22 protein-coding genes are annotated in these 24,118 nt (G+C 41.1%); 8 read left to right on the top strand and 14 right to left on the bottom strand.

What is annotated here, in order from left to right; genetic code table 11:
* Positions 1 to 35 precede the first annotated feature (35 nt).
* The 3 genes from ACXADT_RS06075 to ACXADT_RS06065 all read left to right on the top strand — a co-directional run bounded on the left by ACXADT_RS06075 (position 36) and on the right by ACXADT_RS06065 (position 2,876).
* Positions 36 to 935: a carbohydrate ABC transporter permease gene (locus tag ACXADT_RS06075; RefSeq protein WP_474810318.1), complete on the top strand. Its 900-nt coding sequence runs from the start codon at positions 36 to 38 to the stop codon at positions 933 to 935.
* 51 nt (positions 936 to 986) lie between these two features.
* Positions 987 to 1,790 carry a carbohydrate ABC transporter permease gene (locus ACXADT_RS06070; protein WP_474834660.1) on the top strand — a complete coding sequence of 268 codons (804 nt, stop codon included), beginning with the start codon at positions 987 to 989 and terminating at the stop codon, positions 1,788 to 1,790.
* Positions 1,791 to 1,883: 93 nt separating this feature from the next.
* The gene (locus ACXADT_RS06065; protein WP_474833690.1) at positions 1,884 to 2,876 is read left to right on the top strand and encodes a LacI family DNA-binding transcriptional regulator; all 993 of its coding nucleotides are present in this window, start codon (positions 1,884 to 1,886) and stop codon (positions 2,874 to 2,876) included.
* An 82-nt stretch (positions 2,877 to 2,958) separates the two neighbouring features.
* On the opposite strand, the gene ACXADT_RS06060 is transcribed toward ACXADT_RS06065, so the two are convergent.
* Positions 2,959 to 3,858 (bottom strand): ankyrin repeat domain-containing protein, encoded by a 900-nt coding sequence (locus ACXADT_RS06060; protein ID WP_474833689.1) that lies wholly within the window; start codon positions 3,856 to 3,858, stop codon positions 2,959 to 2,961.
* 162 nt (positions 3,859 to 4,020) lie between these two features.
* Here ACXADT_RS06060 and ACXADT_RS06055 point away from each other — a divergent pair, with 162 nt between their 5' ends.
* A complete protein-coding gene (locus ACXADT_RS06055; RefSeq protein ID WP_474833687.1) occupies positions 4,021 to 4,497 on the top strand; it encodes a hypothetical protein in 477 nt (158 codons plus the stop codon).
* Positions 4,498 to 4,580: 83 nt separating this feature from the next.
* Here ACXADT_RS06055 and ACXADT_RS06050 read toward each other — a convergent pair whose 3' ends face one another.
* From ACXADT_RS06050 to ACXADT_RS06035, 4 genes are all read right to left on the bottom strand, one after another.
* Complete coding sequence (locus ACXADT_RS06050; protein ID WP_270180213.1) at positions 4,581 to 5,153, bottom strand: transposase; 573 nt, start codon at positions 5,151 to 5,153, stop codon at positions 4,581 to 4,583.
* A 199-nt stretch (positions 5,154 to 5,352) separates the two neighbouring features.
* On the bottom strand, positions 5,353 to 6,315 hold the full coding sequence (locus ACXADT_RS06045) for a 2-hydroxyacid dehydrogenase (RefSeq protein WP_474833686.1): 963 nt from the start codon (positions 6,313 to 6,315) through the stop codon (positions 5,353 to 5,355).
* 643 nt (positions 6,316 to 6,958) lie between these two features.
* Positions 6,959 to 7,717 carry a glycosyltransferase gene (locus ACXADT_RS06040; protein ID WP_474833684.1) on the bottom strand — a complete coding sequence of 253 codons (759 nt, stop codon included), beginning with the start codon at positions 7,715 to 7,717 and terminating at the stop codon, positions 6,959 to 6,961.
* A 547-nt stretch (positions 7,718 to 8,264) separates the two neighbouring features.
* Entirely contained in the window at positions 8,265 to 9,506 is a 1,242-nt protein-coding gene (locus ACXADT_RS06035; protein WP_474833682.1) for a hydantoinase/carbamoylase family amidase, read from the bottom strand.
* A 376-nt stretch (positions 9,507 to 9,882) separates the two neighbouring features.
* Between ACXADT_RS06035 and ACXADT_RS06030 the strand changes: the two genes are divergently transcribed.
* The 3 genes from ACXADT_RS06030 to ACXADT_RS06020 all read left to right on the top strand — a co-directional run bounded on the left by ACXADT_RS06030 (position 9,883) and on the right by ACXADT_RS06020 (position 14,227).
* On the top strand, positions 9,883 to 11,307 hold the full coding sequence (locus ACXADT_RS06030) for a peptide MFS transporter (protein ID WP_474833681.1): 1,425 nt from the start codon (positions 9,883 to 9,885) through the stop codon (positions 11,305 to 11,307).
* A 265-nt stretch (positions 11,308 to 11,572) separates the two neighbouring features.
* Complete coding sequence (locus ACXADT_RS06025; RefSeq protein WP_474833679.1) at positions 11,573 to 12,997, top strand: MBOAT family O-acyltransferase; 1,425 nt, start codon at positions 11,573 to 11,575, stop codon at positions 12,995 to 12,997.
* Between the two features lie 21 nt (positions 12,998 to 13,018).
* Positions 13,019 to 14,227 carry an alginate O-acetyltransferase AlgX-related protein gene (locus tag ACXADT_RS06020; protein WP_474833677.1) on the top strand — a complete coding sequence of 403 codons (1,209 nt, stop codon included), beginning with the start codon at positions 13,019 to 13,021 and terminating at the stop codon, positions 14,225 to 14,227.
* Between the two features lie 196 nt (positions 14,228 to 14,423).
* Here ACXADT_RS06020 and ACXADT_RS06015 read toward each other — a convergent pair whose 3' ends face one another.
* The 6 genes from ACXADT_RS06015 to ACXADT_RS05990 form a co-directional block, all read right to left on the bottom strand.
* Positions 14,424 to 14,519 (bottom strand): putative holin-like toxin, encoded by a 96-nt coding sequence (locus tag ACXADT_RS06015; RefSeq protein WP_270180216.1) that lies wholly within the window; start codon positions 14,517 to 14,519, stop codon positions 14,424 to 14,426.
* A gap of 154 nt (positions 14,520 to 14,673) precedes the next feature.
* Complete coding sequence (locus tag ACXADT_RS06010) at positions 14,674 to 15,468, bottom strand: carbon-nitrogen family hydrolase (protein WP_474833675.1); 795 nt, start codon at positions 15,466 to 15,468, stop codon at positions 14,674 to 14,676.
* 151 nt (positions 15,469 to 15,619) lie between these two features.
* Entirely contained in the window at positions 15,620 to 17,086 is a 1,467-nt protein-coding gene (gene panF, locus ACXADT_RS06005; protein ID WP_270180218.1) for a sodium/pantothenate symporter, read from the bottom strand.
* Positions 17,083 to 17,367 carry a YhdT family protein gene (locus ACXADT_RS06000; protein ID WP_474833673.1) on the bottom strand — a complete coding sequence of 95 codons (285 nt, stop codon included), beginning with the start codon at positions 17,365 to 17,367 and terminating at the stop codon, positions 17,083 to 17,085. Before ACXADT_RS06000 ends, panF begins: the two co-directional genes overlap by 4 nt.
* A 204-nt stretch (positions 17,368 to 17,571) precedes the next feature.
* A complete protein-coding gene (locus tag ACXADT_RS05995) occupies positions 17,572 to 18,249 on the bottom strand; it encodes an MgtC/SapB family protein (RefSeq protein ID WP_474833672.1) in 678 nt (225 codons plus the stop codon).
* A 199-nt stretch (positions 18,250 to 18,448) separates the two neighbouring features.
* The gene (locus ACXADT_RS05990) at positions 18,449 to 19,564 is read right to left on the bottom strand and encodes an NAD(P)/FAD-dependent oxidoreductase (protein ID WP_474833671.1); all 1,116 of its coding nucleotides are present in this window, start codon (positions 19,562 to 19,564) and stop codon (positions 18,449 to 18,451) included.
* 224 nt (positions 19,565 to 19,788) lie between these two features.
* Here ACXADT_RS05990 and ACXADT_RS05985 point away from each other — a divergent pair, with 224 nt between their 5' ends.
* The gene (locus tag ACXADT_RS05985) at positions 19,789 to 21,561 is read left to right on the top strand and encodes a metallophosphoesterase family protein (protein WP_474833669.1); all 1,773 of its coding nucleotides are present in this window, start codon (positions 19,789 to 19,791) and stop codon (positions 21,559 to 21,561) included.
* Between the two features lie 26 nt (positions 21,562 to 21,587).
* On the opposite strand, the gene ACXADT_RS05980 is transcribed toward ACXADT_RS05985, so the two are convergent.
* The 3 genes from ACXADT_RS05980 to ACXADT_RS05970 form a co-directional block, all read right to left on the bottom strand.
* Positions 21,588 to 21,995, bottom strand: a complete 408-nt coding sequence (locus ACXADT_RS05980; protein WP_474833668.1) for a DoxX family protein — start codon at positions 21,993 to 21,995, stop codon at positions 21,588 to 21,590.
* An 81-nt stretch (positions 21,996 to 22,076) separates the two neighbouring features.
* Positions 22,077 to 22,268 carry a hypothetical protein gene (locus ACXADT_RS05975; RefSeq protein ID WP_474833666.1) on the bottom strand — a complete coding sequence of 64 codons (192 nt, stop codon included), beginning with the start codon at positions 22,266 to 22,268 and terminating at the stop codon, positions 22,077 to 22,079.
* A gap of 14 nt (positions 22,269 to 22,282) precedes the next feature.
* Positions 22,283 to 24,073: a S9 family peptidase gene (locus tag ACXADT_RS05970; RefSeq protein WP_474833664.1), complete on the bottom strand. Its 1,791-nt coding sequence runs from the start codon at positions 24,071 to 24,073 to the stop codon at positions 22,283 to 22,285.
* Positions 24,074 to 24,118: the final 45 nt, after the last annotated feature.

Genomic DNA, 24,118 nt, shown 5'->3' with positions numbered 1-24,118 from the left:
TACAGAAAAGCGCTCTGAAGGTAGGTGGGGTTATCATGAAAGCTATTTACAATAGGGTTTTACAAGCTAGACACGGACTTATGTTTATTGCTCCTGCTGTTCTCATATTATTTGTTTTTAGTATTATCCCAATCATTATCGCTTTTTTCATCAGTTTCACAGATTTAAATCTAAAAGGACTTGCTGACTGGTCGAATATTAGTTTCATAGGTATTGAAAATTACGTTGACCTTTTCTCAGATGAACTGTTTCATAAATCTATTATCAATACCATTTTCTATGTAGTGATCGGGGTTCCACTCGTGATCCTTTTCTCTCTAGGTATCGCTCTTCTATTAAATTACGGGACTTCGAAACTGTTTACAGTCTTCAGGGCTGTATACTATATGCCTTCCATCACAAACATTATCGCAGTGGCGGTAGTGTGGGGATATCTTTATAACACCGAGTATGGTCTTTTCAACTACTTGCTATCACTGCTTTCAGTAGATAAAGTTCCATGGCTCACGGAACCAACCATTGCGAAATTGTCTCTTATCATTCTTGCTGTGTGGAAAGGAATCGGAATCAACATGATCATTTTCCTTGCTGCGCTTCAAGGTATTCCGCAGTCCTACTATGAAGCAGCAAAGATTGACGGAGCGAATCGTTTTCAAATGTTATTCTATGTAACGATTCCGCTACTGAGGTATGCGACTTTCTTCGTTACGGTTACGACGTTGATCGGTTGGATGCAATTCTTCGAGGAGCCATTTGTCATGACGAACGGCGGCCCACTAGATGGTACGATTTCGATTGCATTGTTCATCTATAAAAACGGCTTCCAGTTCAGCGAATTTGGCTATGCAGCAGCAGGATCATTTATTCTGTTCATTTTCATCATCATCACGACACTCGTTCAGTTCAAAGTGCGTAAGTCTGACACGGAATATTAAAGCGATCGGATCGGAGTGATACAGTTGCAATTAAAATCATTTTTACAAAAAATCGAAAGACCATTCGTCGCGCTCTTCCTCGTTGCTGGAGGTGTGATCGTTTCCGTTCCATTTCTATGGATGATCTCAAGTTCATTTAAGCAGGAGAGCGAAGTATTAAACATCCCACCACAGTTGTTTCCATCAAACCCAACATTTGAAAATTACATCAACCTCTTCCAAAGCTTAAACTTTGGAGTTTACTTAAAAAACACGTTGATCATCGTCTTGTTTTCATTTCTCGGCCTTCTATTGAATGCGATGGCTGGGTATGGGTTTGCGAAATTCGAATTCAAAGGAAAACAGAAGCTGTTTTACATCGTCCTTGCTACGATGATGATTCCAGCACAAGTAACAATGATACCAGTGTACCTTTTATTAAATGAAATGGGTCTTACCAATACGATGACAGGAATTGTCCTACCTGGCCTAGCAGTTGCGTTCAGTATTTTCCTTTTCAGGCAATTCATGACGACGATTCCAAACGACTTGATCGAAGCTGCAAGACTAGATGGGGCTGGAGAATTTTATATTTTCTTTAAGCTCATCATACCGATTGCAAAGCCGATCTTTGCTGTTCAGGGTATCCTAACCTTTATCGGTGCGTGGAATAGTTTTTTGTGGCCTTTGATTATCGCAAATGATGAAAGCCTTTATACTCTCTCTGTAGGTCTTTCTCTCTTGCAAGGTCAATATGCGAATAACTATGCGCTACAGATGGCTGGCGCAGCATTTATGGTCGTACCCATCGTCATTATCTTCTCATTTTTCCAGAAGTATATTGTTGAAGGGTTTACGATGTCTGGCTTGAAGTAATGCTTTATACTATAGGTAAGAGCTTTTTAAAAAACTTGAACGGATACAAACTTAACGATGGTAGACCTGTCTAGTTAGAGGATGTGAAATAGAATGGCGACAATAAAAGACGTAGCGAAATTAGCTGGCGTTGCAGTATCTACTGCTTCTTATGCGTTGAATAATATTAAAAAAGTGAGCCCTGCCACTGTAAAAAAAGTGCACGATGCCGCAAGAGAACTAAACTACCAGAAAAATGGCCTGGCATCTGACCTGAAACGAACGAAAACGAATACGATTGCACTTATTCTAAAGGACCTTTCTGGGCCCTATTATTCCGAACTGATCAAAGGCGTTCAGGAAGTGACGATGACGAACGGCTTCGACTTGATCGCATGTAGTTCAATCGGCGGTGAACAGTCAACAGCAGTTAAATTTTTGAAGGAAAAACGTGTGGATGGTGCGATTATTCTCGCTCAGAACATTACAGATGACATCATTGTTGAATCCGCTAGAGAAGGGTTTCCAATCGTTGTTCTCGATCGAGATATGGATAATGAACACATCATTCAAGTAGAAGTAGACAACATGCAAGGTGGGTATCAAGCGACCGAACACTTGATTAACATGGGGCATAACGAAATAGCGTACATTAGTGGACCTTATGACTCCCACGATAATGACATGCGATTCAAAGGCTACCAAAATGCATTAGATGCTCATAACATTCGGTATCAATCTCGTTGGAAGTTCTCCGGAGATTTTACCCGGGAAGGCGGTTACCGCGCTACCAAAATGCTAATCGCACAAGGAAACCTGCCAACAGCTGTGTTCTTCGCAAACGATGAAATGGCACTTGGTGGACTTCAAGCATTCAATGAGTATAACATCTCTGTTCCGAACGATATTTCAATGATCGGCTATGATGATATTCAACTTTCCGAATACATCTCTCCAGCACTGACAACGATTAGACAACCAAAATACGAGGCAGGCGCTCTCGCCGTCCATCTCATTTTCCAGCAGCTATCACTTGAGAAAGTAGAGCGCTATTACAAACTGCCAACTGAACTAATCGAAAGAAAGTCTATTAAGAAGCTAAATTGAGGAGGATGGTGCCTGGCACCACCCGCTTTTTGTCGAGGGATCTTGGTCTTGCAAAATCCTTTATCACACAATCACACAACCACTACCACCCGTAATTGACAAGGAGTTCCTCGATTTCTTTATTCTCTCCAGCTAGCTTCATTACTTCTTCTCTTTCCTCATCAGACTTAGCGAATGCTCCATAACTAAGAAGCACTTCTACTAATTCTGCTTGATTCCTTTCGATCGCTTTATGTAGTAAGGATTGGTCTTGAATGACACTATTTGGGTCTCCGCCCTTGGCTAGTAACATCGTTAACAAGTCCGCAGATCTTTCTGCAACTGCGATAGATAAAGCGTTATCCCCGTCTTCAACAGCAAAGTTAGGATTTGCTCCAGCATTAAGAAGCATCGTTATTAACGATTCGTCTCCTCCCTTAATCGCATGGTTAAGGAGAGTGGTGTCTTTGCCCTCACTCGTTACGAGCTGATTAGGATTATACCCATTATGTAAAAGAATGCGAATCAACTCACGATCAGTCTCTTCAAAAGCCTGAATCAACTTCGCTTCATTCCCAACTTCGAAGTGCGCTCCACTCTTCAACAAGGTATCTATAATTTCATAATGTTGTTTGGCTGCAGCCACCTCTAAAAGTTCATCAAGAGCGTGACTCGTATTTCCAGCTCCTGACTGTATTAACACTTGCACAAGATTGTTATCCGCTTTTTCTACCGCATAACCCAAAGGGGTTTGTCCATCGCTGTTCTTTTGATTCGGATCGACACCACCTTCTATTAAAGAAGCCACTTCGTTTAGAACATCGCTATTACCTTCAGAAGTAATTAGACTCCATAGTCGCTCTTGATCAGAAACCTCGCTCACTTCAAACTTCTTAGTTTCTTCCGCACTAGAAACCATTTGTGAATTAGGAGAGGACTCGATATACTCACATCCAACAATAAATGAAAGAAAAAGTATTCCCACCAGTCGTTTACAGTTCACCTTACTCTCCCCCTGCATCCTACTTTTTTACTATTCACCTTCTAGTATAACCTTAATTAATGATTAGATGGTTAAATAATCAGAAAAGAGAAACTACTTTGAATGGGACAACTCAAGTAGCTCATACACTTTATTAGTCAAGCCTCAAGGAGGGTAACTACCTTGTCGCACTTCAAAACTCGCCGTCAGCCTGGCGGAGGCGCAAAGTTCTTAATCATCGTCATTATCATTTTATTATTAGGCGGAAGCGTAACGATATGGATTCTGCAGCAACCGAGAGCGAGAGCTGCCGATGCTGTAAGGGAATTTTATAAATATGAGCAAAAAGGGAACTACACTCAATCCTGGAATTTATTCCATTCCGAAATGAAGAACCGCTTTTCAGACGAGCAATATAGCAAATTGCGCGCTCAGTTTTTAACACAAGATACATTCTCTAAGTCATTTACGTTTAAAGTTAGTAAAATGAAAGCAAAGAAAAACTGGAAGACGCCTGGAAGCGGGCTTGTGCTAAAAAAAGTCTACGTAACAACGGTCACACAAACCTTTAATAACGATTTTGGAAAGTTTAACATCGTGCAAGAGGTCATCATAGTAAAAGAGGATGGGAAGTATCGGATATTGTGGAATTACAACTAATTCCTTGGTCAATCAAACGTTTGTTTAATAGTGAGTGAGGTGCTTAATCAGTCACCTCACTCGGAATCTGAATTTTATGCCTGTTATAAAGTAGGATTTAGTAGATCTTTTCGTAACACATTCACATAGTTACGATACTCAGCTCTTTTCTCCCTTACCGTTCCTGGATACCCTTCTAATAGGACGGAAGTTTTGAGATAAGGAATGGCCCGATAACTATTGTAGTAATAGCGATAGCTTGACCAGCGGTAATCTTCAGGGCGAATACAAATGCCTGCTTTAACAGGATTTAAATGGATATATCGACTCACCTCCAACATATCGCCATTCGTTTCTAGGATCTCGCCAAAATATCGCTTTTCAAAAACATGCCCCGTTAATTCATAACGCAAATTAAAATAAGTCGCATAACGTTTGTTGATCAAAGCCATGATTTTGGAAACAGGAACATGCTTTGACCGAAGCTGAAGGTGATAATGATTGCTGAGTAAACAGTATGAAGAAATTTCAAAAGGGTGGGATTCGAAGACTTCTTCGAGGATATAGAAAAAAACACGGTAATCTTTATCGTCTTGAAACAATACCTCCTTACGGTTTCCTCTACTTACGATGTGATAAAAGTGATTGGGAAGCCAAACTCTGCGTTTCCTTACCATGGGGATGGAACGTTGGTTGTTCGATTGAGGGTAAAGGTGGAACGGGGATGATGCTTGCTTCTCACTTTCTTCTCTCCTTCGTGATTAGTGGTGGTTCAATGGATCCCTCCTTTCGTATTAGATTCAGATTACTTCGCTCTCACAATAAACGTCAACATAAACTCTCCGACACCGTTCGAGCTTGTTCGGGTGGTGCCTGTCACCCGACCTTGTTCGGCGGCTCTTCCCCTTCAAGAACAGCAAGTAAATTGGTTGCTGCAAGATCCGCCATCTTCATTCTCGTTTTTATGCTTGCACTCCCTATATGCGGCAGTGTAACAACGTTTGGAAGCGTAAGGAGAGGGTGATCTAAGCGTACCGGCTCTTCCTCGAACACATCTAGCCCCGCTGCCCAGATCGACTGTTCTTTTAACGCTTTGTACAGTGCCTTTTCGTTTACGATCCCTCCTCTTGCTGAATTAATGATAATCGCACTTTTCTTCATAAGATCTAGTTGTTCAGTATCGATCAGGTTGTTTGTCTCAGGCGTGAAAGGCGTTAACACACAAACATAATCACTTTCACGTAACAAGGTGTTTAATTCTTTAAAGTGAAGATCAAGCCTTCCTTCAGCCTCATGATTACGACTTCGATTGTGGTAGAGTACCTTCATATCAAACCCTTGAGCGCGTTTCGCAACAGCCTCGCCTATTCTGCCGAGCCCAATAATACCTAGTGTCGCTCCATGAATATCTTGCCCTGTTAGCTGCATCGGAGACCATGTGTTCCAATTTCCGTTCCGCAAGTACTCAGAAGCCTCTGGAATTCTCCTAGCTGTCGCCATCAACAAAGATAAGGTGAGGTCTGCAGTCGTTTCTGTGAGAACACCTGGCGTATTTGTAACGATAACGTTACGTTCCTTCGCAGCTTCAACATCGATGTTGTTATAGCCTACAGCCATATTTGAAACTACTTTAAGCTTCTCCGCACGGTCTAATAACGAAGCATCGACTTGTTCAGTTAGTAAACAATAAAGACCATCGACCTCTTTGATCTCCTCTTGAAGCACTTCTCGCGGTACAGGGGTTTCTTCCTCTTCCCACATTCTCACTTCGCAACCCTCGTTCAACCGTTGAACAATATGTTCTGGTAGTTTTCTAGTTACATATATTCTTGGTTTCATGAATGGTATGTCCACTCCTTTACATTTAGATAAGTACTAACATATACGTTAAGCTTTTATCATCTCTAATCCTGCTCATCACAAAAAGATTTCTATTTTTCAACGAACACTTCAAACAGGAAAAAGAGCGGATTAAACTGACCGCTCTTTCGACATATAACGGGTGGTGCCTGTGATTCCCCCATTATAATGGACACATGAGGTTTCCATAAAGATAGAAACAAGTGCGTTTAAGGGAAATGTTGATGGCAAGAAAACTACAATCCACATTGAATTAAGAAAAAAAGCTATTGATCAGATTCTATGAGAAAATAAAATCTTTCAGAGTAGCGGAAGACACCCAATTATCCTGTTCGACTACTTTGCCAAGTATTAATTGTATCGCTTAGTGTTTTCTATACGTCTTTATAGCAAACCAAAAAAGGATGTCACGTAAAGCAAACTGTTGTTCAGATAATGCCATAATAGAGAGCCATTTCTCTCATCTCAAGATTCAAATCCCGTTCTTATATTCCGATATAAAGGGGGTCACTTTATGAAGTAACTGCCAATCATAAATTCGTTATACAACACAAAGCGAATCCAACAATATTTTGGATTCGCTTCGCCATCTGATTTCAAGCAAGCACGCCGATCTGCCTCACTACCGCTTCATCAATCGACCAAACAGGTTCAATCTATCTTTCCCTGGTCCTAAAAAGTCAATCAATATTTTTTCTTTCTCTTCCTCGTCATGGATCATTGTCTTTTGATACTTTTCTTTGAACGTTGTGGAGGTGTTTTGAGCATGGACGATAATCGTGTAATTTCTTGGTTTGAGGATACGATGCGGCATTTCGATGATGGCCCGATGCCCTTTCATTTCGTATCTGAAGCCCTTTAGGAAATCTTCAGTTTTATATATTAATGTATAGAAGGGAGGTGATTTAAAGGATGTTGTGGCAAGACGGTCCTGAAGCGCATCATACACATAACCTTGCTGGTTGATCAATACTTGAATTTGTTCATCCCCATCATTCTTAAAATTATGGAGTTGTTGGATGAAAGAATGATGATAGAGGTCATCTGAATCTAGACGGACGAAATAGCCATACTCTGCGTCTCTTATATGATCTTCGAATTGTTGTTTCAATTCACTATGCCGGATCATCTTAATGTTTGCCGGAAGCTTTTTGTATTTCTTTAGTGCCTTCATAACGAGAGATTCGGTATGGTCATCGTATTGTACGAGTGCTGTAAAATCTTGATTCGTTTGATTCTCTAAACTTCTAGCCGTGAACTGCATGAACACTTCCATTCTTCTTTCGATCCACGCTTTCGTCCACCGCTCATTGTTCGTATCATTCAATGCCCAGTTATTAAAAGCGATATCTATAACAATAGATTTATGTTTCTTCGACATATTTTCCCCTCCAATGAACTAAAATTAGAACTCTCTCCTATTCATATAGCTATGTAAGAACCAAGAAATAACATTTCCAGCTCACATTATAACATTCCCACTCTTTCTATTGCTGCACAACATCCTCCAATACAGAGATATGCGTTCCAAACATTTCCTCACTTGTCAATCAACTGTGCCACAACATCCACTCTATATTCTTCTTTACTCCAGTATGCCTAAAAGCCATTATCAAACTCACGCTTATTTAATTGGAAGAATCATTAAAAGAAACACAAAAGAAACGAAATCTGAAAAGCTTATCTGGGGCTCTTCAAAGTAGTATCTATCGCTTTCTACGCTACTATCAGTTAATAAAAACAATGAGCTTCACACCAAGTGTGTCACATTTTGAAGAAACAGCCTATCATATTTTCGTTATTACAACACAAAGCGAATCCAACAAAAACTTGGATTCGCTTCATTATCAAACTCTATATAAACTCTAAAAACGCGAATTAACATTTTGGCATTTTCCTTTGTCCATATTTAATGGGTTTAATCACTGTCACCCAGTTTTCTCTGCAATCCTTAATGCCGTCTTATAAAGGAGGTTCACTCCTTTCTCGATATCATCCATTTCTGCAAACTCAAGCGGATTGTGACTGATGCCTTTCTCACATCGAACGAAGATCATGCCGTAGTCACTTATATAGGACATGAAAAGTGCATCATGAAACGGTCCACTCATTAGAACTAGCGAATCGAGATCAAGCTTTTCATCTTCCTCTGCCATGATTTCTTTAATCCAGTCCGCACAATACCTTGGATTACTTTTTGTATCTTCTCTTATGCTATACGAAAGCTCATAAGCAGTCGACGTATCTTCAATAATGGTATATAGCTCTTGTTCAAGCTTCGTGCGGTGCTCAAGGTCGATATCGCGTAAGTCGATCGTAAATTCTACTTTTTCAGGGATGATGTTTCGAGAGTTAGGAAAAACCTGTACACTCCCAACGGTTCCAACCGTCGTATCTTTTCCTTTTTCTTTAACCATCCGATCAAATTTAGAAATGATTTCACTTGCCCCTACCATCGCATCTTTTCTCAAATTCATTGGAACAGATCCAGCGTGACCAGCAAAACCTTCGAGCGTAACTGTGAGCCAGATCGGCCCTGAAATACCAGAAACGATGCCGACCGGCTTATTTTTTGATTCGAGCACAGGACCCTGCTCAATATGAAGTTCTAGGAACGCCTCGATGTCACCTTTTTGATAAACAGGACTCTCTTTCAGATCAGTTTCTACACCGAACTCTTTCAAAGCTTCTCTCCTTGAGACACCGCTTTTGTCCTCGCGCTCAAGTTCTCCTTCTTCAAGCATGCCAACAAGTGCACGAACACCGAAAACACCTTTATTAAATCTTGAGCCTTCTTCATCGGAAAAGCAGACCACTTCGATCGTTCGCTTCGGCTTAATCCCATTATCTTTCATCGTTTGAATGACTTCGATAGCACCTAGCGCTCCGGCTGTTCCATCAAACCTTCCTCCATACGGCTGAGAATCAATATGTGAGCCAAGCATTAATATAGGAAGCTCATGATTTTCTCCTTCGATTCTTCCTATCAAATTTCCGAAACCATCGATTTTAGCTGATAACCCAGCCTCCTCCATCCAACCCTTTACAACATCCACTGCCTGCCGATCTTCTTTCGAATGTGCGAGACGGCAAACGCCTGTATCTCCGATCTTCCCTATCTCTGCAAGTTCTTCTAAATGACGTCGTAGACGTGAGCGGTTAATGGACATAACCTCACCACTTTCATTGGTTTTAGTCCACTATAGCAAAGCAAGAGTAGCCTTACATTTTACACTTTGTTGGATTTTTAAACTCTCCATTTGATATTATGTCTAACTCAAATCCTATTAGGTTGGCATTTCGTTGTATGTAAGTCCCTTAGTTCAAATGACTCATTTCTAAGTAACTGCTTAATAAGCAGGTAGAAGACATCCTACTAGAAAAGCTTATTTTAATATAGCGCTTTCATATTTTCTTTCATTTTCATGAAACCCTATTTTAAATTTACAAAGATTTTAAATAGGTGAACTTTTACGATGAATCTTTAAATTGACTAATAATTTGCTAAAATGGGGAAGTGTTATAAAACAACATGGAGGTTACAACATGGACACCACAGCAGAAAGCAACGTTAAACCCCCTACGGGGAAAGGGAAACACCCTCCCGGTTTATACTTGCTATTCATCACAGAAATGTGGGAGCGTTACAGCTACTACGGGATGAGATCCATTCTAATCCTTTATTTGACGGCTGAATTAATCAGCGGTGGTCTCGGAATGGACAAGGCATCTGCACTACATCTTTACGGTATTTATACTGGTCTTGTATATTTCACTCCTCTTATTGGAGGTTATTTGACTGATAAACTTATCGGTCTCCGAACAGCCATCACTATTGGTGGGATTACGATGGCCCTGGGTGACTTTACCCTATTTGCTGTTCAAGAACAATGGGGCCTATATCTAGGTCTTCTATTATTGATCCTAGGTAATGGTTTTTTCAAACCCAACATCTCTACCCTTGTTGGTGAACTATACAGCAAGAACGACCCGCGTAAAGATTCAGCATTCACAATTTTTTATATGGGGATTAACCTTGGAGCACTAATTTCACCATTAGTCGCAGGTTTCCTTTATGCTGATCTTTTCCACTCCACTACTGGTGGGATTGAAACATTCGGATTTAAATATGCTTTCCTTGCTTCTTCAATCGGTATGATTATCGGTCAGCTTACATTTAACCTATTAGCGAAAAAATACCTTGGTGATGTTGGTACGAAACCATCAGCAACTCGTGTTTCCCCAACAGCGAAAGGAAAAGCAAGACCACTAACTAAGATTGAAAAGCAACGTACTGCAGTCATTCTGATTCTAGCAGTATTCGTTGTAACGTTCTGGGCTGGTTTTGAACAGGCTGGAGCATCATTTACACTCTATACACGTGATTTCATCGATCGAACTGTATTCGGATACGAAGTACCCGTATCTTGGTTCCAATCGCTGAATCCATTGTTTATTTTATTACTTGCACCAGTTATCTCTGCTCTATGGATCAAGCTTTCTAAGTCAAAGCGCGGCGACTTTGCAATACCGACTAAAATGGCATTTGGACTTATTTTACTCGGGTTAGGATTTATGGTAATGGTGCCTGCGGTTATTATGACAGGTAGTGACGATGGAAACATTGCAGTAAAAGCAAGCATGCTCTTTATGGTTTTCACCTACTTACTGCACACGCTTGGTGAGTTAGCACTATCACCAATCGGACTATCACTTGTAAGTAAAATGTCACCAGTTAAAATTGCATCTCTCCTAATGGGAGTATGGTTCTTAAGTAACGCAGCTGCAAATTACCTGGCTGGACACATTGCATCACTGACAACATCAGCAGGTTATCTCGAAATCTTCGCATACCTTGGAATCGCAGCACTTGGACTAGGAGTAATCCTCCTTCTACTTTCAAAGAAACTTCAGAAGTTGATGCATATTGATGAAGATGTAGATGGTAATCCAATTAAACAGGCAAGTTAACAAAGGTTTGTTAGAGGTCCTTCCATTTGGAAGGGCTTCTTTTATACCCACATTTATTCACCCTCTAGCGAAACTCTCTGATGCCTGCTAGGTTGACATTTTGGAAAATGAACTTGAATGTTTTTGAACACGATAGCAATCAGATGATAAAGAGTCCGTATTTACAGTTACGGTATTACACAGGAAAATCATTGGAAAATTAGAGATATTCCTGCTAACAATCTGTATAATAATTTTATGTGATTAAATGTTTTGGAGGAAAATTATGGTTTTCAGTAATCTGGTGTTTTTATTTGCATTTTTACCTATTGTTATTTTTTCTTATTTCTTTGCACGAAAGAACTTTAGAAATATCGTATTACTTATTGCTAGTTTAGTCTTTTACGCGTGGGGAGAACCACAATATGTATTCCTCATGTTATTTTCAATTTTGATGAACTATGGTTTTGGAAGAGGGATTCACTATTATCAAGGTAGATTAGTCCCAAAGAAAATATTGTTAACACTATCAATAATTGGAAACTTAGCAATATTAGGTTATTTCAAATATGCAGGGTTCCTATTTAGTAATATAAACAGCTCATTTGGAACGAATATACAATTTGCTGATCTTCCACTTCCAATTGGTATATCATTCTTTACTTTCCAAGCAATGAGTTATGTCATCGACGTATATCGAAAAGATGCTCCTGTCCAGAAAAACATTTTTTCTTTAGCTTTGTACATTGCTCTCTTTCCTCAATTAGTTGCTGGACCAATCGTACGCTATAATACAGTGGATCAACAAATCAACTCACGTACCATTACCGCGGACAAAGTTCATGAAGGCATCAAGCGATTTTTAATTGGCCTTTCTAAGAAAGTGCTTCTTGCAAACAGTTTTGCTGTGATTGCTGATCAGGCGTTTAGTACACCAGCTGGAGAAATGAGTGTCATGATGGCATGGATTGGGATAATTGCCTATACACTCCAAATTTATTTTGACTTCTCAGGATATAGTGACATGGCAATCGGATTAGGTAAAATGTTTGGGTTTGATTTCCTTGAGAACTTTCGGTATCCATACATTTCGAAAAGCATATCGGAGTTTTGGAGAAGGTGGCATATTTCTCTCGGTACATGGTTTAAAGATTATGTCTATATTCCTCTCGGAGGAAATCGTCATGGTAAGTTAAAACAAGTGCGCAACCTATTAATCGTTTGGACGATAACCGGATTTTGGCATGGGGCAAGCTGGACTTTTATGGCTTGGGGATTTTATTACGGGGCAATTATCGTTATTGAAAGCCTTGGATTTGGAAAATGGTTAAGTCGATTATGGTCTCCACTGCAGCACGCATATGTCTTATTCCTAGTTATGATTGGTTGGGTCTTTTTCCGTGCAGATAATTTCACATATTCATTTGAATACCTCCAAACAATGTTTGGCTTAAATCAAACAGCATTTACTGATTCAATGTTCCTGTTGCAATGGAATGATAACTGGTTGTTGTTCATTGCTGGAATTATTTTTAGTACACCATTCATTGCAAATATCGGGAACCTCTATCGAAAACTATCTGTCAAAGCAAAAGGGCTGCAGATTGTTTCGGTTTTCTCAGAACCCGCTATTTTTATGATGTTAATGATCTTCGCTATGATAAAATTGGTGAACTCTAGCTATAATCCATTTATTTATTTCAGATTTTAATGCATATAAAGGAGCTTTAATATGATTCAGCGACTCGAAAAAGTAAGAAAATGGGTTCTTATTATTTTCTTCTTTGCATTTATTTTTTCTGTTTTCTTTTACTTGAACGTATCTGCAGATATTGAAGAATCGCAAATTGAAAAGAGGGAACTTGCACAAAATCCTGATTTATCTGTTGAAAATATTTCAAACGGTGACTATATGAAGCACTATGAAGAGTATTTTCTTGATCAGTTTCCCGGTAGGGATCTATGGTTAAAGTCTTACCTTCAATATCAGAAGTTGACAAATAAAACGTATATATATGATTTTTATGTATCAGATACGGATTGGATTTTCCCCAAACCAAACTATAGCGACCCTTCTAAAAAAATTGACAGTGCCGTCCAGAATGTAAATCAGTTTGCGAGTGATTTGAAAAAAGAAGGGAAGGAAGTGTATTTTGCTTCCTTGCCACATAAGGTAAATACGCTCGATATCCTTCCCTCCTACATTGACGAAGGGAATGGGTTACAAAAAAAAGAACAATTCTTTGCAAATTTTGATCACGAGAATATTCCATTTGTTGACGTAGGAAAAGAATTTAAAGAAGAATACTCTAAAGAAGAGTTAAAAGAATTCTATTTTAAAACAGATCACCACTGGAACATTAAAGGGGCATTTAAGGGTTATCAAAAAATTAAGGAGCTACTTGCAGCCTCAGAACATTATACTGAAGCAAACGAAAATGAAGATGACTATGAATTAAACTGTCAAAATGATAAACAATTCAATGGGAGCTATAATATCCAGCTTTATTTAACGGTTGATTCATCTCAGGAGAAAATATGTCATATACTCCCAAAAGATTCTACGTTTAATGATTTCAAAATAACGTGGAGTGGTAAGAACCGTGAATTTAAGCAAGTATATGGTACAGACCTATTTAGAGATCTTAACCCAATAGATTATGGTGGCCTTTATATGAATAACACAGATAAAATTACGATTGATAATCCAGCTATAGAAAATGAAAGTAATTTATTAATCTTAAAAGACTCGTATGCTAATCCAATCGCATTCCATATTGCTCAGCATTTTTCAAATACAACTGTTTATGATATTCGCTACAATGATGATGAAGTCTTAACAGAGTATATGGAAAACAAAGATTTTGATGTTGTGTTGTTTTTATATAACGATACATTGCTACAGGGTGAACTCTACCGCTTTTCTGAACAAATGAAGTAACAATGGTGCCAGGCACCAGAACTTCTTGCCAAGTCAGGTAGAAGTGCATATAATAGGAGTAGATATCATAACGTAAAAAAAAGAACGCTGGTGCGTCAACACCAGCGTCCATACAGCTGCTCCGCAAGAAGAGCGGCGGCTCAAAAGGCAAATTAATGAAGTAACTCACCTTAAACCTTGGCCGGGGCAGGGTGGGTTACTTCTTTTTATTATTACCTGAAACCGTAATAATCGTGATCACAAGAGAAGCAAAGCTAATCATCAACACCAATGCCTCATATGTGGTCATCATTATAGGCAGCACCCCCTTTCGTTCTTGGGGTACCACCGCCCACCCTGCTTTACAGCTGATAAGGTTATTTTACCACAGACGGCAAGGTGAATAGCATGGGCAATTAGTCATCATGCATACAGTGCCTCTTCAAGTGATGCTTTTATCCTGCTACTTATTTATGTCTATAAAGGTGAGGTACTCTGCTATCAAAAATAGGGACGTCCTTTCGAACCTGCTTCACTTTTTCTAGATCCAATGAAACGGAGAACGATTTTTCTTCCTCTACTTCACCTTCTTCAAGAACATCCCCCCACGGGTCGATCGCCATCGAAGTTCCTGCAAATTCAACGCCATCATAGCTGCCAACTCGATTACAAGAAACAACATACATCTGATTCTCAATTGCTCTTGCAAGCTGCAGCGTACGCCAATGAGAGCGTCTAGCAAGCGGCCACTCGGCTACAACATGGAGAACTTGAGCACCTTCTAAAGCAAGGGTGCGAATGATTTCAGGGAAGCGAAGATCATAACAGATTATAACTCCCATCTTGATTCCATCAAGTTCAAAGATTGTGGGAGCTTTTGTGCCTCCTGAAAGATATGCTGGCTCATTTAACATCGGAACAAGATGAACTTTATCGTACTGATATACAAGCTCGCCTTTTCGATTAACGATCAATGAGGAGTTATAAAATTTGCCTTCGATTTTGTTCGCAACGGAGCCTCCGATGATGTTAATATCATGCTTCACAGCTAATTCACTTAAAAACCCCTTCGTCGGTTCAGCATTTTCATCTGCATAGAGGTTAAGGTCCGAAAGCGTATAAGCGGTTGTCCACATCTCTGGAAGAACAATCGTGTCAGGATTTGCACTCGCTACCTCTTTCTCTACCCACTCACTTACCTTCTGACGATTTCTTTCTGGATCACCTGCAATTATGTCCATCTGGTAAATTGAAAACTTCATTTCTTTCCCTCCTGTTTCTATAGTAAATACACTCTTCTTCATGATTAAGTCTGCCAAACGTTATCTCTTCCCACATCATACATCTAAATTTTCAGAAACATCAAATTGTTTGTACTAAAAATCGACAGGTACCAGATACCTGTCGACTACTTTACGCTTTCCACATGTTCTCTAACACGAGTGCCTGGGTTTCTTCATGCCGCTTCACTGTTAATAAGCTTACGAGCACATATGACACAAATGAGATTAAGACTGGCAGTACAACCGTATGCATGCCGAACGCATTAGGCAAGAAGGTGTTGAACAAGATATAGCTCCCTACACCCGTCAGCAGTGACGCCATCGCTCCGCTCGCATTCCCTTTCTTCCAGTATAGTCCCATCACAACTGGCCAAATAAAGGCTGCTTCTAAGCCGCCGAAAGAGAAAAGATTCAGCCAGATCAGAAGGTCAGGAGGGTTTACGGCCATCAGGAATACGAGAATACCGAGCACTGCCGTAACTCCGATACTAAATCGCTTGATCGTTCGATCGCTCGCATCAGGCTTCACGTAGTTTAAGTACACATCTTTCACCACTGCAGAGCTTACGAGTAAAAGCAACGAGTCCACCGTTGACATGATTGCTGCCATCGGTGCTGCAAGAACGATCCCAGCGACCCAAGCTGGAAGAACTTCCATTGCAATCCGAGGCATAACCGTATCACCCACTTCGATACCAGGTAAAACGGCTCTCGCAAAAACACCAGTGAGGTGCATGCCGAGCATGATAAATCCAACAACCACTGTTCCGATGATTAAAGCGCGGTGCATTCCTCTTGAGCTTTTATAAGACATCGCCCGCACGGCAACTTGTGGGAGACCTACCACTCCAACACCTACGAGCAGCCAGAACGATGACACGTAAAGCGGTGTTAAAGAGCGGTCAGGACCATAAGGCGAAATCAAATTTGGATTTTCAGCTGAAAGGTCTGACATAATGTTTTCGATTCCACCTCCAGCAATCACTGTCCCCACAAGGATGACGAGAGTTCCAAAAAACATGATGACACCTTGGATCGTATCTGTGATCGCGACAGCACGAAAGCCACCAATGATCACATAGACAAGAACGGATACAGCAAAAATAAACAGCGCTGCAGTATAAGAGAGCCCTGTTAACGATTCGATCAAGCGTGCTCCACCGACCCATTGAGCTGCCATTGCGGAAAATAGGAAGATGATGATGCTGAGTGCTGATAGAATCACCACTGCTTTACTTCGATACCGTTCTTTCAAAAAGTCGATCAGCGTAACGGCCTTGATTTTTCTTGCGACGATCGCAAATTTTTTACCGAGAACAGATAATACAAAATAACCTGTCGGCAACTGCGTCATTGCGAGTAACACCCAGCCCAAACCCATTTCATACGCTACGCCAGGACCTCCGATAAAACTGCTCGCACTTCCATAGGTTGCGACCATCGTCATCGCAAGAATAAATCCTCCGAGCTCTCGGCTGCCGAGAAAGTATTCATGAAGAAAGCTAGACGTAACAGAGAGATGTCTTGATGCATAAAAACCAACGACGAAAATACTACCTAGAAAAATGAGGAGTGGAATGACGACTTCCCAGTTCAATTGTTCTCCTCCTCATCAAGAGGCACTTCTTTATATAGATACTTTACCGAAAGGATGACTAATAAGAGTACCAAAAGCGTTACAACGATACAGCTATAGCAAAACCATGCGGGCAATCCCCATATGTAGTGATAGTCTTCTACAGGTTTAGACCCTAAACCGTAAGCAGTCCCATACCATAACGCAAAATTTAGTAATACAAGCCCAACCCCTATAAGGGCTTCACGATTCGCTATTCGAAAACGTGGATCCTCCCCACCTTTTCGCTTTCCTTTATTCATTCTTATCCCCCTCAACACTACCGCTTCTGCTTCTGTACGTGTCCTATTCTAAATAACATCACAACAGAAAGTCTATAGAGATGATCGTAATCCTATCTTTTGTCTTTTAAATTGATCCTATGAAGCATACAAAAAAAAGCTTTTGGCCGCAACTCCCGCCAAAAGCTTTTCTTGTTAAACAAACGTTTGATTGAAAGGGGGGTGTTATCCTTCAACCTCTACAGACGTCGCACCATCCACATTTCTTAGCAGCTCATAAATATCAGTTGTGTGGTGCTTTTCAAAAGTTAACAGCTTGAGCTCAATTTGACGGTTGTGATCTTTTGTATCACGAACGCGTACGTGCTTAATATCAAAATCATGTTTTAAAATAGCCTTCATAAATAATGTCACATCTTGATCTTCATGAAACGTAATTTTCGCACGCATTTCACGCTGCCTAAGCTGCTTCGGACCAATTTTCTTAATAATGATTGGTAGAACATTGACACTAAACAGGATGATGGCTGCACCAACAAATGCTTCATAGTAAAATCCAGCCCCTGCTGAAATCCCAAGACCAGATGCTCCCCAAATAATTGCGGCTGTTGTAAGGCCTGAGATCGCATCGTTGTTTCTTCTAAGTATAACACCTGCTCCTATAAAACCTATTCCTGACACGACTTGAGCAGCGAGTCGCATCGGATCTGTTCGAATGTTCGTTGAAAACTCAGCGAACTTAACAGAAGACTCAATTGAAACAATAGTTAATAAACAGCTGCTGACTGCAATTACCATACATGTCTTAAGGCCAAGTGGCTTATGCTTTAACTCCCGTTCAATCCCAATCATCAATCCTAATAGTGCTGAAATAGCTAGCTTTGCAAGTACAATCATTGTCATAGGAGTCATCTCCAACTCTTTTCTTTATCAATCAACATTCTTTAAAACCGTGTGAATTTCCTGCGATATACTTAATTTTTATGTGTATATACTCCATTTATGTATGACCAAAAGAACAAGTCTTTTGGCTGATTAATAAAAAACAAAGCAAAAGTCAGTATAGAAAAACCGTTGATCACGGTGGTAAAGATGGGTGATTTCACCCGAAGGCTCTCCCTGGATCATATTCTCTTAAGTCAAGCTCTGTTTCTTCTTTGGCTACCACTCTCGCTATCTCTGCTCCGAGAAATGGTCCACTCGTTAATCCAGATGCGCCAAGACCATTCACTACATAGAGCCCGTTCACATTAGGTACGGCACCCGCGACAGGAAGGTTTCCAGGGGTAAACGGACGAAAGCCAACTTTCGTTTCGACATACGTGCTAATTTCTAATCCTGGGGCAACTTTCAGTACTCGCTCAATAATATGGTTGATTCCGCCCATCGTCACACGCTCATCAAATCCAGCTTCATCTTCCTGCGTTGCACCAACAACGATTTTTCCATCTTCAAAAGGTAAGAAATATTGAACGAACGGCGGCATCACGATCGGCCAGTCACCGGTCTCTGTTCCTGGCAGCTGTAAATGAACGATCTGAGCCTTCTGAGGTGAAACATGAAATGTCATCCCGAGTGGCTCGATCAATTCTTTTGCCCACGCTCCACCGGTTACGATGACTTCGTCTGCTAGATACTCTTCATGATTCACAAAGACACCTTTGATCTGTGAACCTTCCCATTTCAGTGAAGCGTCTCCTCCTATCAAGCGTGCACCATTTTTTTCTGCCGCACGAATAAGAGCATCCCTGAGCGCAGCCCCATGGATTCTTGCCGCTCCTCCGACATACACCGCTCCAAACCGATCAGACAGCGGCGGAAACATCGCCTTCGTTTCTCCTTTCGATAGTTCCCTTACCTCGCCCATCTCTGGCGTATCTTTTCGCCTCTCGAGCGCCATATTCAATTTTTTCTCTAACTTCGTTTCACCAGAATAAATATTGATCGCTCCAACACGCTTATAACCTGTTTCACTCTCACCATCATTTTTTAGCGCTTCGATCAAATGCGGATAATACCTCGCCCCCGCTTCCACAAGTCTATAAAACGGACCGTTCTTTCGATTCGTAAGCCAAGGACAGACGATACCTGCCGCAGCTTCCGTTGCCTGTCCACGATCGTTTCGGTCGATCACGGTAACGGCAAACCCTTTTTTAGTGAGGTGATAGGCCGTAGATGCTCCAACAATACCTGCTCCGATGACAATAACTGATTTCATGACATACACCTTTTCTTCTTCTTTCTTTCTAGCTATTTTACAGGATAACCTTCATCCCCTCAATTCACCCTAATCACCCATAAATTGGTTCAATCAAACGTTTGATTAACAAAAATTCAGAAGGATTTACATTTTAATAGGCGTTTTGTAATCGCTTGTTAACACAGGATTTACACATGTTCGTTACAATGAGGCTGACTTCATAAAAGGAGGCAATACATTAGATGCACAAGCTAAAAGCAGTTTTTGCAATCATCATGATGCTAGTATTGATCGCACCATTTTCTGCTTTATCAGCAGCAGAAAGTTCAATAGATACAGTCGGAAAGCGTGACGGAGGGATTGGCAACACGACGAATTTTACCGACCTTGCACCGAACGTATCGGTTGATAAAAAGATCAACGATATCATCTATCCCCTTTTCGCTACACCCGCAATAAAGAAAAAGGGTCAGGTCTTAACGATGCAGATCGATACCCACGGGAAAGAAGCTGCTAGTTGGGATGTTATTTTAAAACCAAATAGTAATTCAGCGATAACAGAAACTCATAACCTACCAGTGAAAGATATCTCGATCGGGAAATCACATTGGAAGGATAGTGAGAAAATCTATGATGTGACTGTTACGATTCCTGAAGACATACCCGAAGAGCTCTATGATTTACAGGTTGAGTATACAGCGAATGGTCAGCGTCATTCCGATGAGCAGCCCCATTCAGTCAACGTTGTCGATGAGTTTGAGAAAGACTTTGAGTTTTTACACCTGACAGACACACATATCGGTTCGCCTCGTAATCTAGGTAACCAAGATGATGTTTCTACAGTAGACCCTGGTCGAACGAAGGAAGCTGGCATGTGGAGTCCTAAGGAAGAGGATCGCTGGCTTTACCTTCAAAAAGCGATTAAAGAAGTGAATCTGAAGAATCCAGATTTCGTAGTCGTGACGGGAGATTTGATGTATGGGCAGATGAACCCGCAAGAATACATCTATGAATATGAAGAAACGTACCGCATGCTTCAACAGCTGGAAGTCCCAGTGTACCTTGTTCCAGGTAATCACGATTACTACGCGCAAGATGCGACACTAGCAGACGGAGCGAAATATTGGGAACAGTATTTTGGACCACAATACTTCTCATTCGATTACGGTCCTTACGCTCACTTCATCGGATACAACTCATTCGACTGGCACAAGTTTGACCGTCAAGGACACGGAACGGTGTCGGTTCCAACTTGGGGCGGACAAATTCGTGAGAAGCAGCTCGATTGGGTAAAGCAAGATCTTGAGAAAAATGCTCAAACCGCACAGCCAAACCAAATTAGAGGGCTGTTCTCTCACCATAATCCGCTATGGCGAGACCGTGACATCTGGCCAAAAGAAGATCCTGATGTACAAAAGTACTGGGAGCAATATGACGCGAAACACAACCCTCAGTCGTTAGAAACACTAGTACTTGGAGAAAAGCTAGGCATTCAATATGATCAGCAGTGGCACGGTGAAAACGCCCATGAACTAATCGATGTGATGAAACAGCACAATGTGGACATTAGCTTACATGGTCATACTCACATCGATAACGTTACGAAAGAAGACGGCATCCTTTATACAACATCAACTTCTCTCGAGCTTAGCGGTAAGCCATACGTCGGCTTCCGTCCACTTGAAGTAAAAGATGGCGACATTGTGAATTATAACTACCAGGATCCTCATCACTCTGTACCGGTTTATGAAAATGGTGATACGGAGAGCGGTGTGATGTCTCTTGAATCCAGCTATAAAAATAGCAATGATGGGCATGCATCGGATCAAACAGCGACGATCACAAATCGTCTTGATAAAGCAATGACAGTAACGGTTCCATTTTATTTAGTAAAAGGAGACTACAGCGTTTCTGAAGGAACTGTAACGCAAAACACGGCATCTGGAGACAAACAGCACATTGAAGTTGAAATCACGGTACCTGCGAAGAGCTCAAAGGAGATCGTCGTAAAATAAGCAGAAAGAGCTTATAAGGCAATCGCCTATAAGCTCTTTTTCTTTGTACTATGATTTTTCGGAGCCGCAGCCCAAAGGACCCACCAGATCAAAAGCGGTTGAAAGAGAAGTCTGATCCACAGCAGTGTCTCGTTCGCTTCTTCCTGACCTGGAGCGGGTATCCCAGCGATGGCGGCATAAATATTCGCTGGAAAAATCGCCACCAGATAAACCGCTGTCCAAAAGCGTGCTTGTTTTCGAGTAGCGGGCAACAGAAGGAGAACCGCAAGAAGAATCTCGATGATCCCCGTTACATAGATGATTCCTAAGCGAAACGGCACCCACTCTGGCAACATGGAGGCGAACCCTTCCCCTTGAGAAAAGTGAGCAACACCTGCGAATATGAAAAAGAGTGCAAATAAGACAAGTGCGATGATGCGTATGATGTGCTTCATAATAATCTCCTTTTTTGGTGATACACCTATTGTAACGCTTGGAGATCTAGTAATCAGCTAATGCGGCTTGCCTATTCCCTCTCACGACTTATCCTGAGTTTCTGGAATACTATTAAAAAAATTTAACAGCTGATCAACGCATTCTTCACTCGTAAACTTTCCGTTCCCCGTCTTGACCATCTGCAGGTTAGCGTACGTAATCATGAGCGCACTCTTTGCATCTGATCCGTCTAACTCCGTAATCCGTTTTTTCATTTGTTCCAAACTTAGCATGTCGTTCTTCCTTCCTAACGTGTTGAAATGCATTCATCAAAAAACGTTAACACTTTTCGATAAACGCTCATCTCATTTTCTTTTTTCGAGAATCCGTGTCCTTCATCATCTAAAACGAGGTAATCTACCTTTCTACCTTTTTGCTTTAACGCCTCGACGATTTGATCGGATTCCGCTTTCACGACGCGTGGATCCATCGCTCCCTGAATGACGAGCATCGGTTTCGTCATCGTAGAAAGATACGTATGAGGGGATGCTTCGATTAGCCCATCTTTGTTTGTAATCGGATCACCGACTAGCTTCTTCGTCGCTGGTTTCCAGTGCTCAGGCACTGTATCGAGGAAACTGAACAAATTACTCGGCCCAAAAATATCGACGACTGCTTTAAAATAGTCTGGGTGTCTACCGTGTAAAAGAAGCGCCATGTAGCCACCGTAGCTACCGCCCATCAATAGAATCTTATCCCGGTCGACATGGCCTTCATTAAGTAACCATTCGATTCCATGAACATTATCAAGACGTGGACCATTGCCCCAATCGCCTTCGACCATTCGTTTAAAAGAGAGCCCGTACCCAGTTGAACCACGGAAGTTCGGCGCAAAAATACTATACCCTCTGTGGAGCAGGAATTGAAACAGTGAGCGGAAAGACGCTCGTTCAGCAACTTGAGGACCTCCGTGCGGCCAAAAGATCACATGACCGTTACTATTTTCTTCTTTTGCTTTAAAATACTGTGCTTCGATCTCAAGTCCATCAAACGAAGCATACTTGATGACGTTTGGTTCGACCATATCTTCTTTTGCTACACCAGGTACGGTGTAGTTCGTAAGGTTCGTCCACCCATTGGTGGTTCTTTTATAAATATTGGACGGAACCGTAGGAGAGCTTCCTTTAAGATAGACGCCTCCTTCACCACCGACGATTACCTTTTCAATTACGCTAACGGGCGTTTCGATTTTCTCGAGTTTTTCAGAATCAATCTGAAACTGGTAGAAAAAATCTTGAACACCTTTTTCGCTCGTGAGGTAGAGTGTGTGACTCTCACGGTCAAATACGATGTCCGTAAAACTTTCATTCTCTAGCTGAAGCACTTTTTGAAACGTCTTCGACTCAAGATCGAACTTCGCCAAGTACGAAAAATCTTCGCCATAGTTCGTTATCAAATACACAACGGTTTCTGAAGTGAAAACTGCACCATCAAAGGTATGCTCGGTGTCTTTGTCAGGCGTTAATAGAATGTGTTCATCTTCACGCTTCACGTAAGGAAGTGAGTATGTATTCGTATAAAATTCTCCATAGAGAAAGCTTTTCTCTTCGGGACTTTTATCGAAAAGAAATACCATGGCGTCCTTTCCCTCTAGAACCGTATCTTCTTCCCCTGTTTCAAGGTTATAAGAGTAAGTTTTCAAGAAGGTTTCGTTCTCTTTGTTCGACGTATAATAAAGGCGCTTGCTATCGTCGGATAGAAACGGCATATCATGGCGATGCCCTTCTGCTTCTCTTAAAGCTTTCACCTTTCCACCATATGTAGGAATCGCATAGATCTGTCCGTTCTCATCACCGTCTCGATCCATTACTGCCACGATAAAAGATCCGCTTTTATCATAAAAGACCTCCTGACAGCCCTGGTTCTCAAATGATATCGGGTAAGGAAAAGTGTGTGGAAGATCCATCGCCCATAAATTAAACGTTCCATTTAAGTTTGTACTGAAGACCATCTGCTTTTCATCTGGACTAACAGCAAATGTCTGAATGCCTAGCGTTTGAAAAAATTGTTCTACATCTGGCTTTTCGAATTCAATCATTTCGTGATCCCTCCAAGTATAATTGCTGCAACCTGTATACCTATT

It is taken from the genome of Anaerobacillus sp. ABR4_321 (assembly GCF_056158505.1).
The sequence above is the reverse complement of the archived record's forward strand: the minus strand, read 5'-3'. Positions and strand labels throughout refer to the sequence as shown.

What these genes read in the sequence shown, in the direction of transcription:
- ACXADT_RS06065 (WP_474833690.1), top strand. Translation starts at nt 1,884, where the DNA reads ATGGCGACAATAAAAGACGTAGCGAAATTAGCTGGCGTTGCAGTATCT.
- ACXADT_RS05975 (WP_474833666.1), bottom strand. Translation starts at nt 22,268, where the DNA reads ATGCTAAGTTTGGAACAAATGAAAAAACGGATTACGGAGTTAGACGGA.
- ACXADT_RS05980 (WP_474833668.1), bottom strand. Translation starts at nt 21,995, where the DNA reads ATGAAGCACATCATACGCATCATCGCACTTGTCTTATTTGCACTCTTT.
- ACXADT_RS05985 (WP_474833669.1), top strand. Translation starts at nt 19,789, where the DNA reads ATGCACAAGCTAAAAGCAGTTTTTGCAATCATCATGATGCTAGTATTG.
- ACXADT_RS05970 (WP_474833664.1), bottom strand. Translation starts at nt 24,073, where the DNA reads ATGATTGAATTCGAAAAGCCAGATGTAGAACAATTTTTTCAAACGCTA.
- ACXADT_RS06015 (WP_270180216.1), bottom strand. Translation starts at nt 14,519, where the DNA reads ATGATGACCACATATGAGGCATTGGTGTTGATGATTAGCTTTGCTTCT.
- ACXADT_RS06030 (WP_474833681.1), top strand. Translation starts at nt 9,883, where the DNA reads ATGGACACCACAGCAGAAAGCAACGTTAAACCCCCTACGGGGAAAGGG.
- ACXADT_RS06035 (WP_474833682.1), bottom strand. Translation starts at nt 9,506, where the DNA reads ATGTCCATTAACCGCTCACGTCTACGACGTCATTTAGAAGAACTTGCA.
- ACXADT_RS05995 (WP_474833672.1), bottom strand. Translation starts at nt 18,249, where the DNA reads ATGACAATGATTGTACTTGCAAAGCTAGCTATTTCAGCACTATTAGGA.
- ACXADT_RS06000 (WP_474833673.1), bottom strand. Translation starts at nt 17,367, where the DNA reads ATGAATAAAGGAAAGCGAAAAGGTGGGGAGGATCCACGTTTTCGAATA.
- ACXADT_RS06050 (WP_270180213.1), bottom strand. Translation starts at nt 5,153, where the DNA reads ATGGTAAGGAAACGCAGAGTTTGGCTTCCCAATCACTTTTATCACATC.
- ACXADT_RS06025 (WP_474833679.1), top strand. Translation starts at nt 11,573, where the DNA reads ATGGTTTTCAGTAATCTGGTGTTTTTATTTGCATTTTTACCTATTGTT.
- ACXADT_RS06040 (WP_474833684.1), bottom strand. Translation starts at nt 7,717, where the DNA reads ATGTCGAAGAAACATAAATCTATTGTTATAGATATCGCTTTTAATAAC.
- ACXADT_RS06020 (WP_474833677.1), top strand. Translation starts at nt 13,019, where the DNA reads ATGATTCAGCGACTCGAAAAAGTAAGAAAATGGGTTCTTATTATTTTC.
- ACXADT_RS05990 (WP_474833671.1), bottom strand. Translation starts at nt 19,564, where the DNA reads ATGAAATCAGTTATTGTCATCGGAGCAGGTATTGTTGGAGCATCTACG.
- ACXADT_RS06010 (WP_474833675.1), bottom strand. Translation starts at nt 15,468, where the DNA reads ATGAAGTTTTCAATTTACCAGATGGACATAATTGCAGGTGATCCAGAA.
- ACXADT_RS06075 (WP_474810318.1), top strand. Translation starts at nt 36, where the DNA reads ATGAAAGCTATTTACAATAGGGTTTTACAAGCTAGACACGGACTTATG.
- ACXADT_RS06045 (WP_474833686.1), bottom strand. Translation starts at nt 6,315, where the DNA reads ATGAAACCAAGAATATATGTAACTAGAAAACTACCAGAACATATTGTT.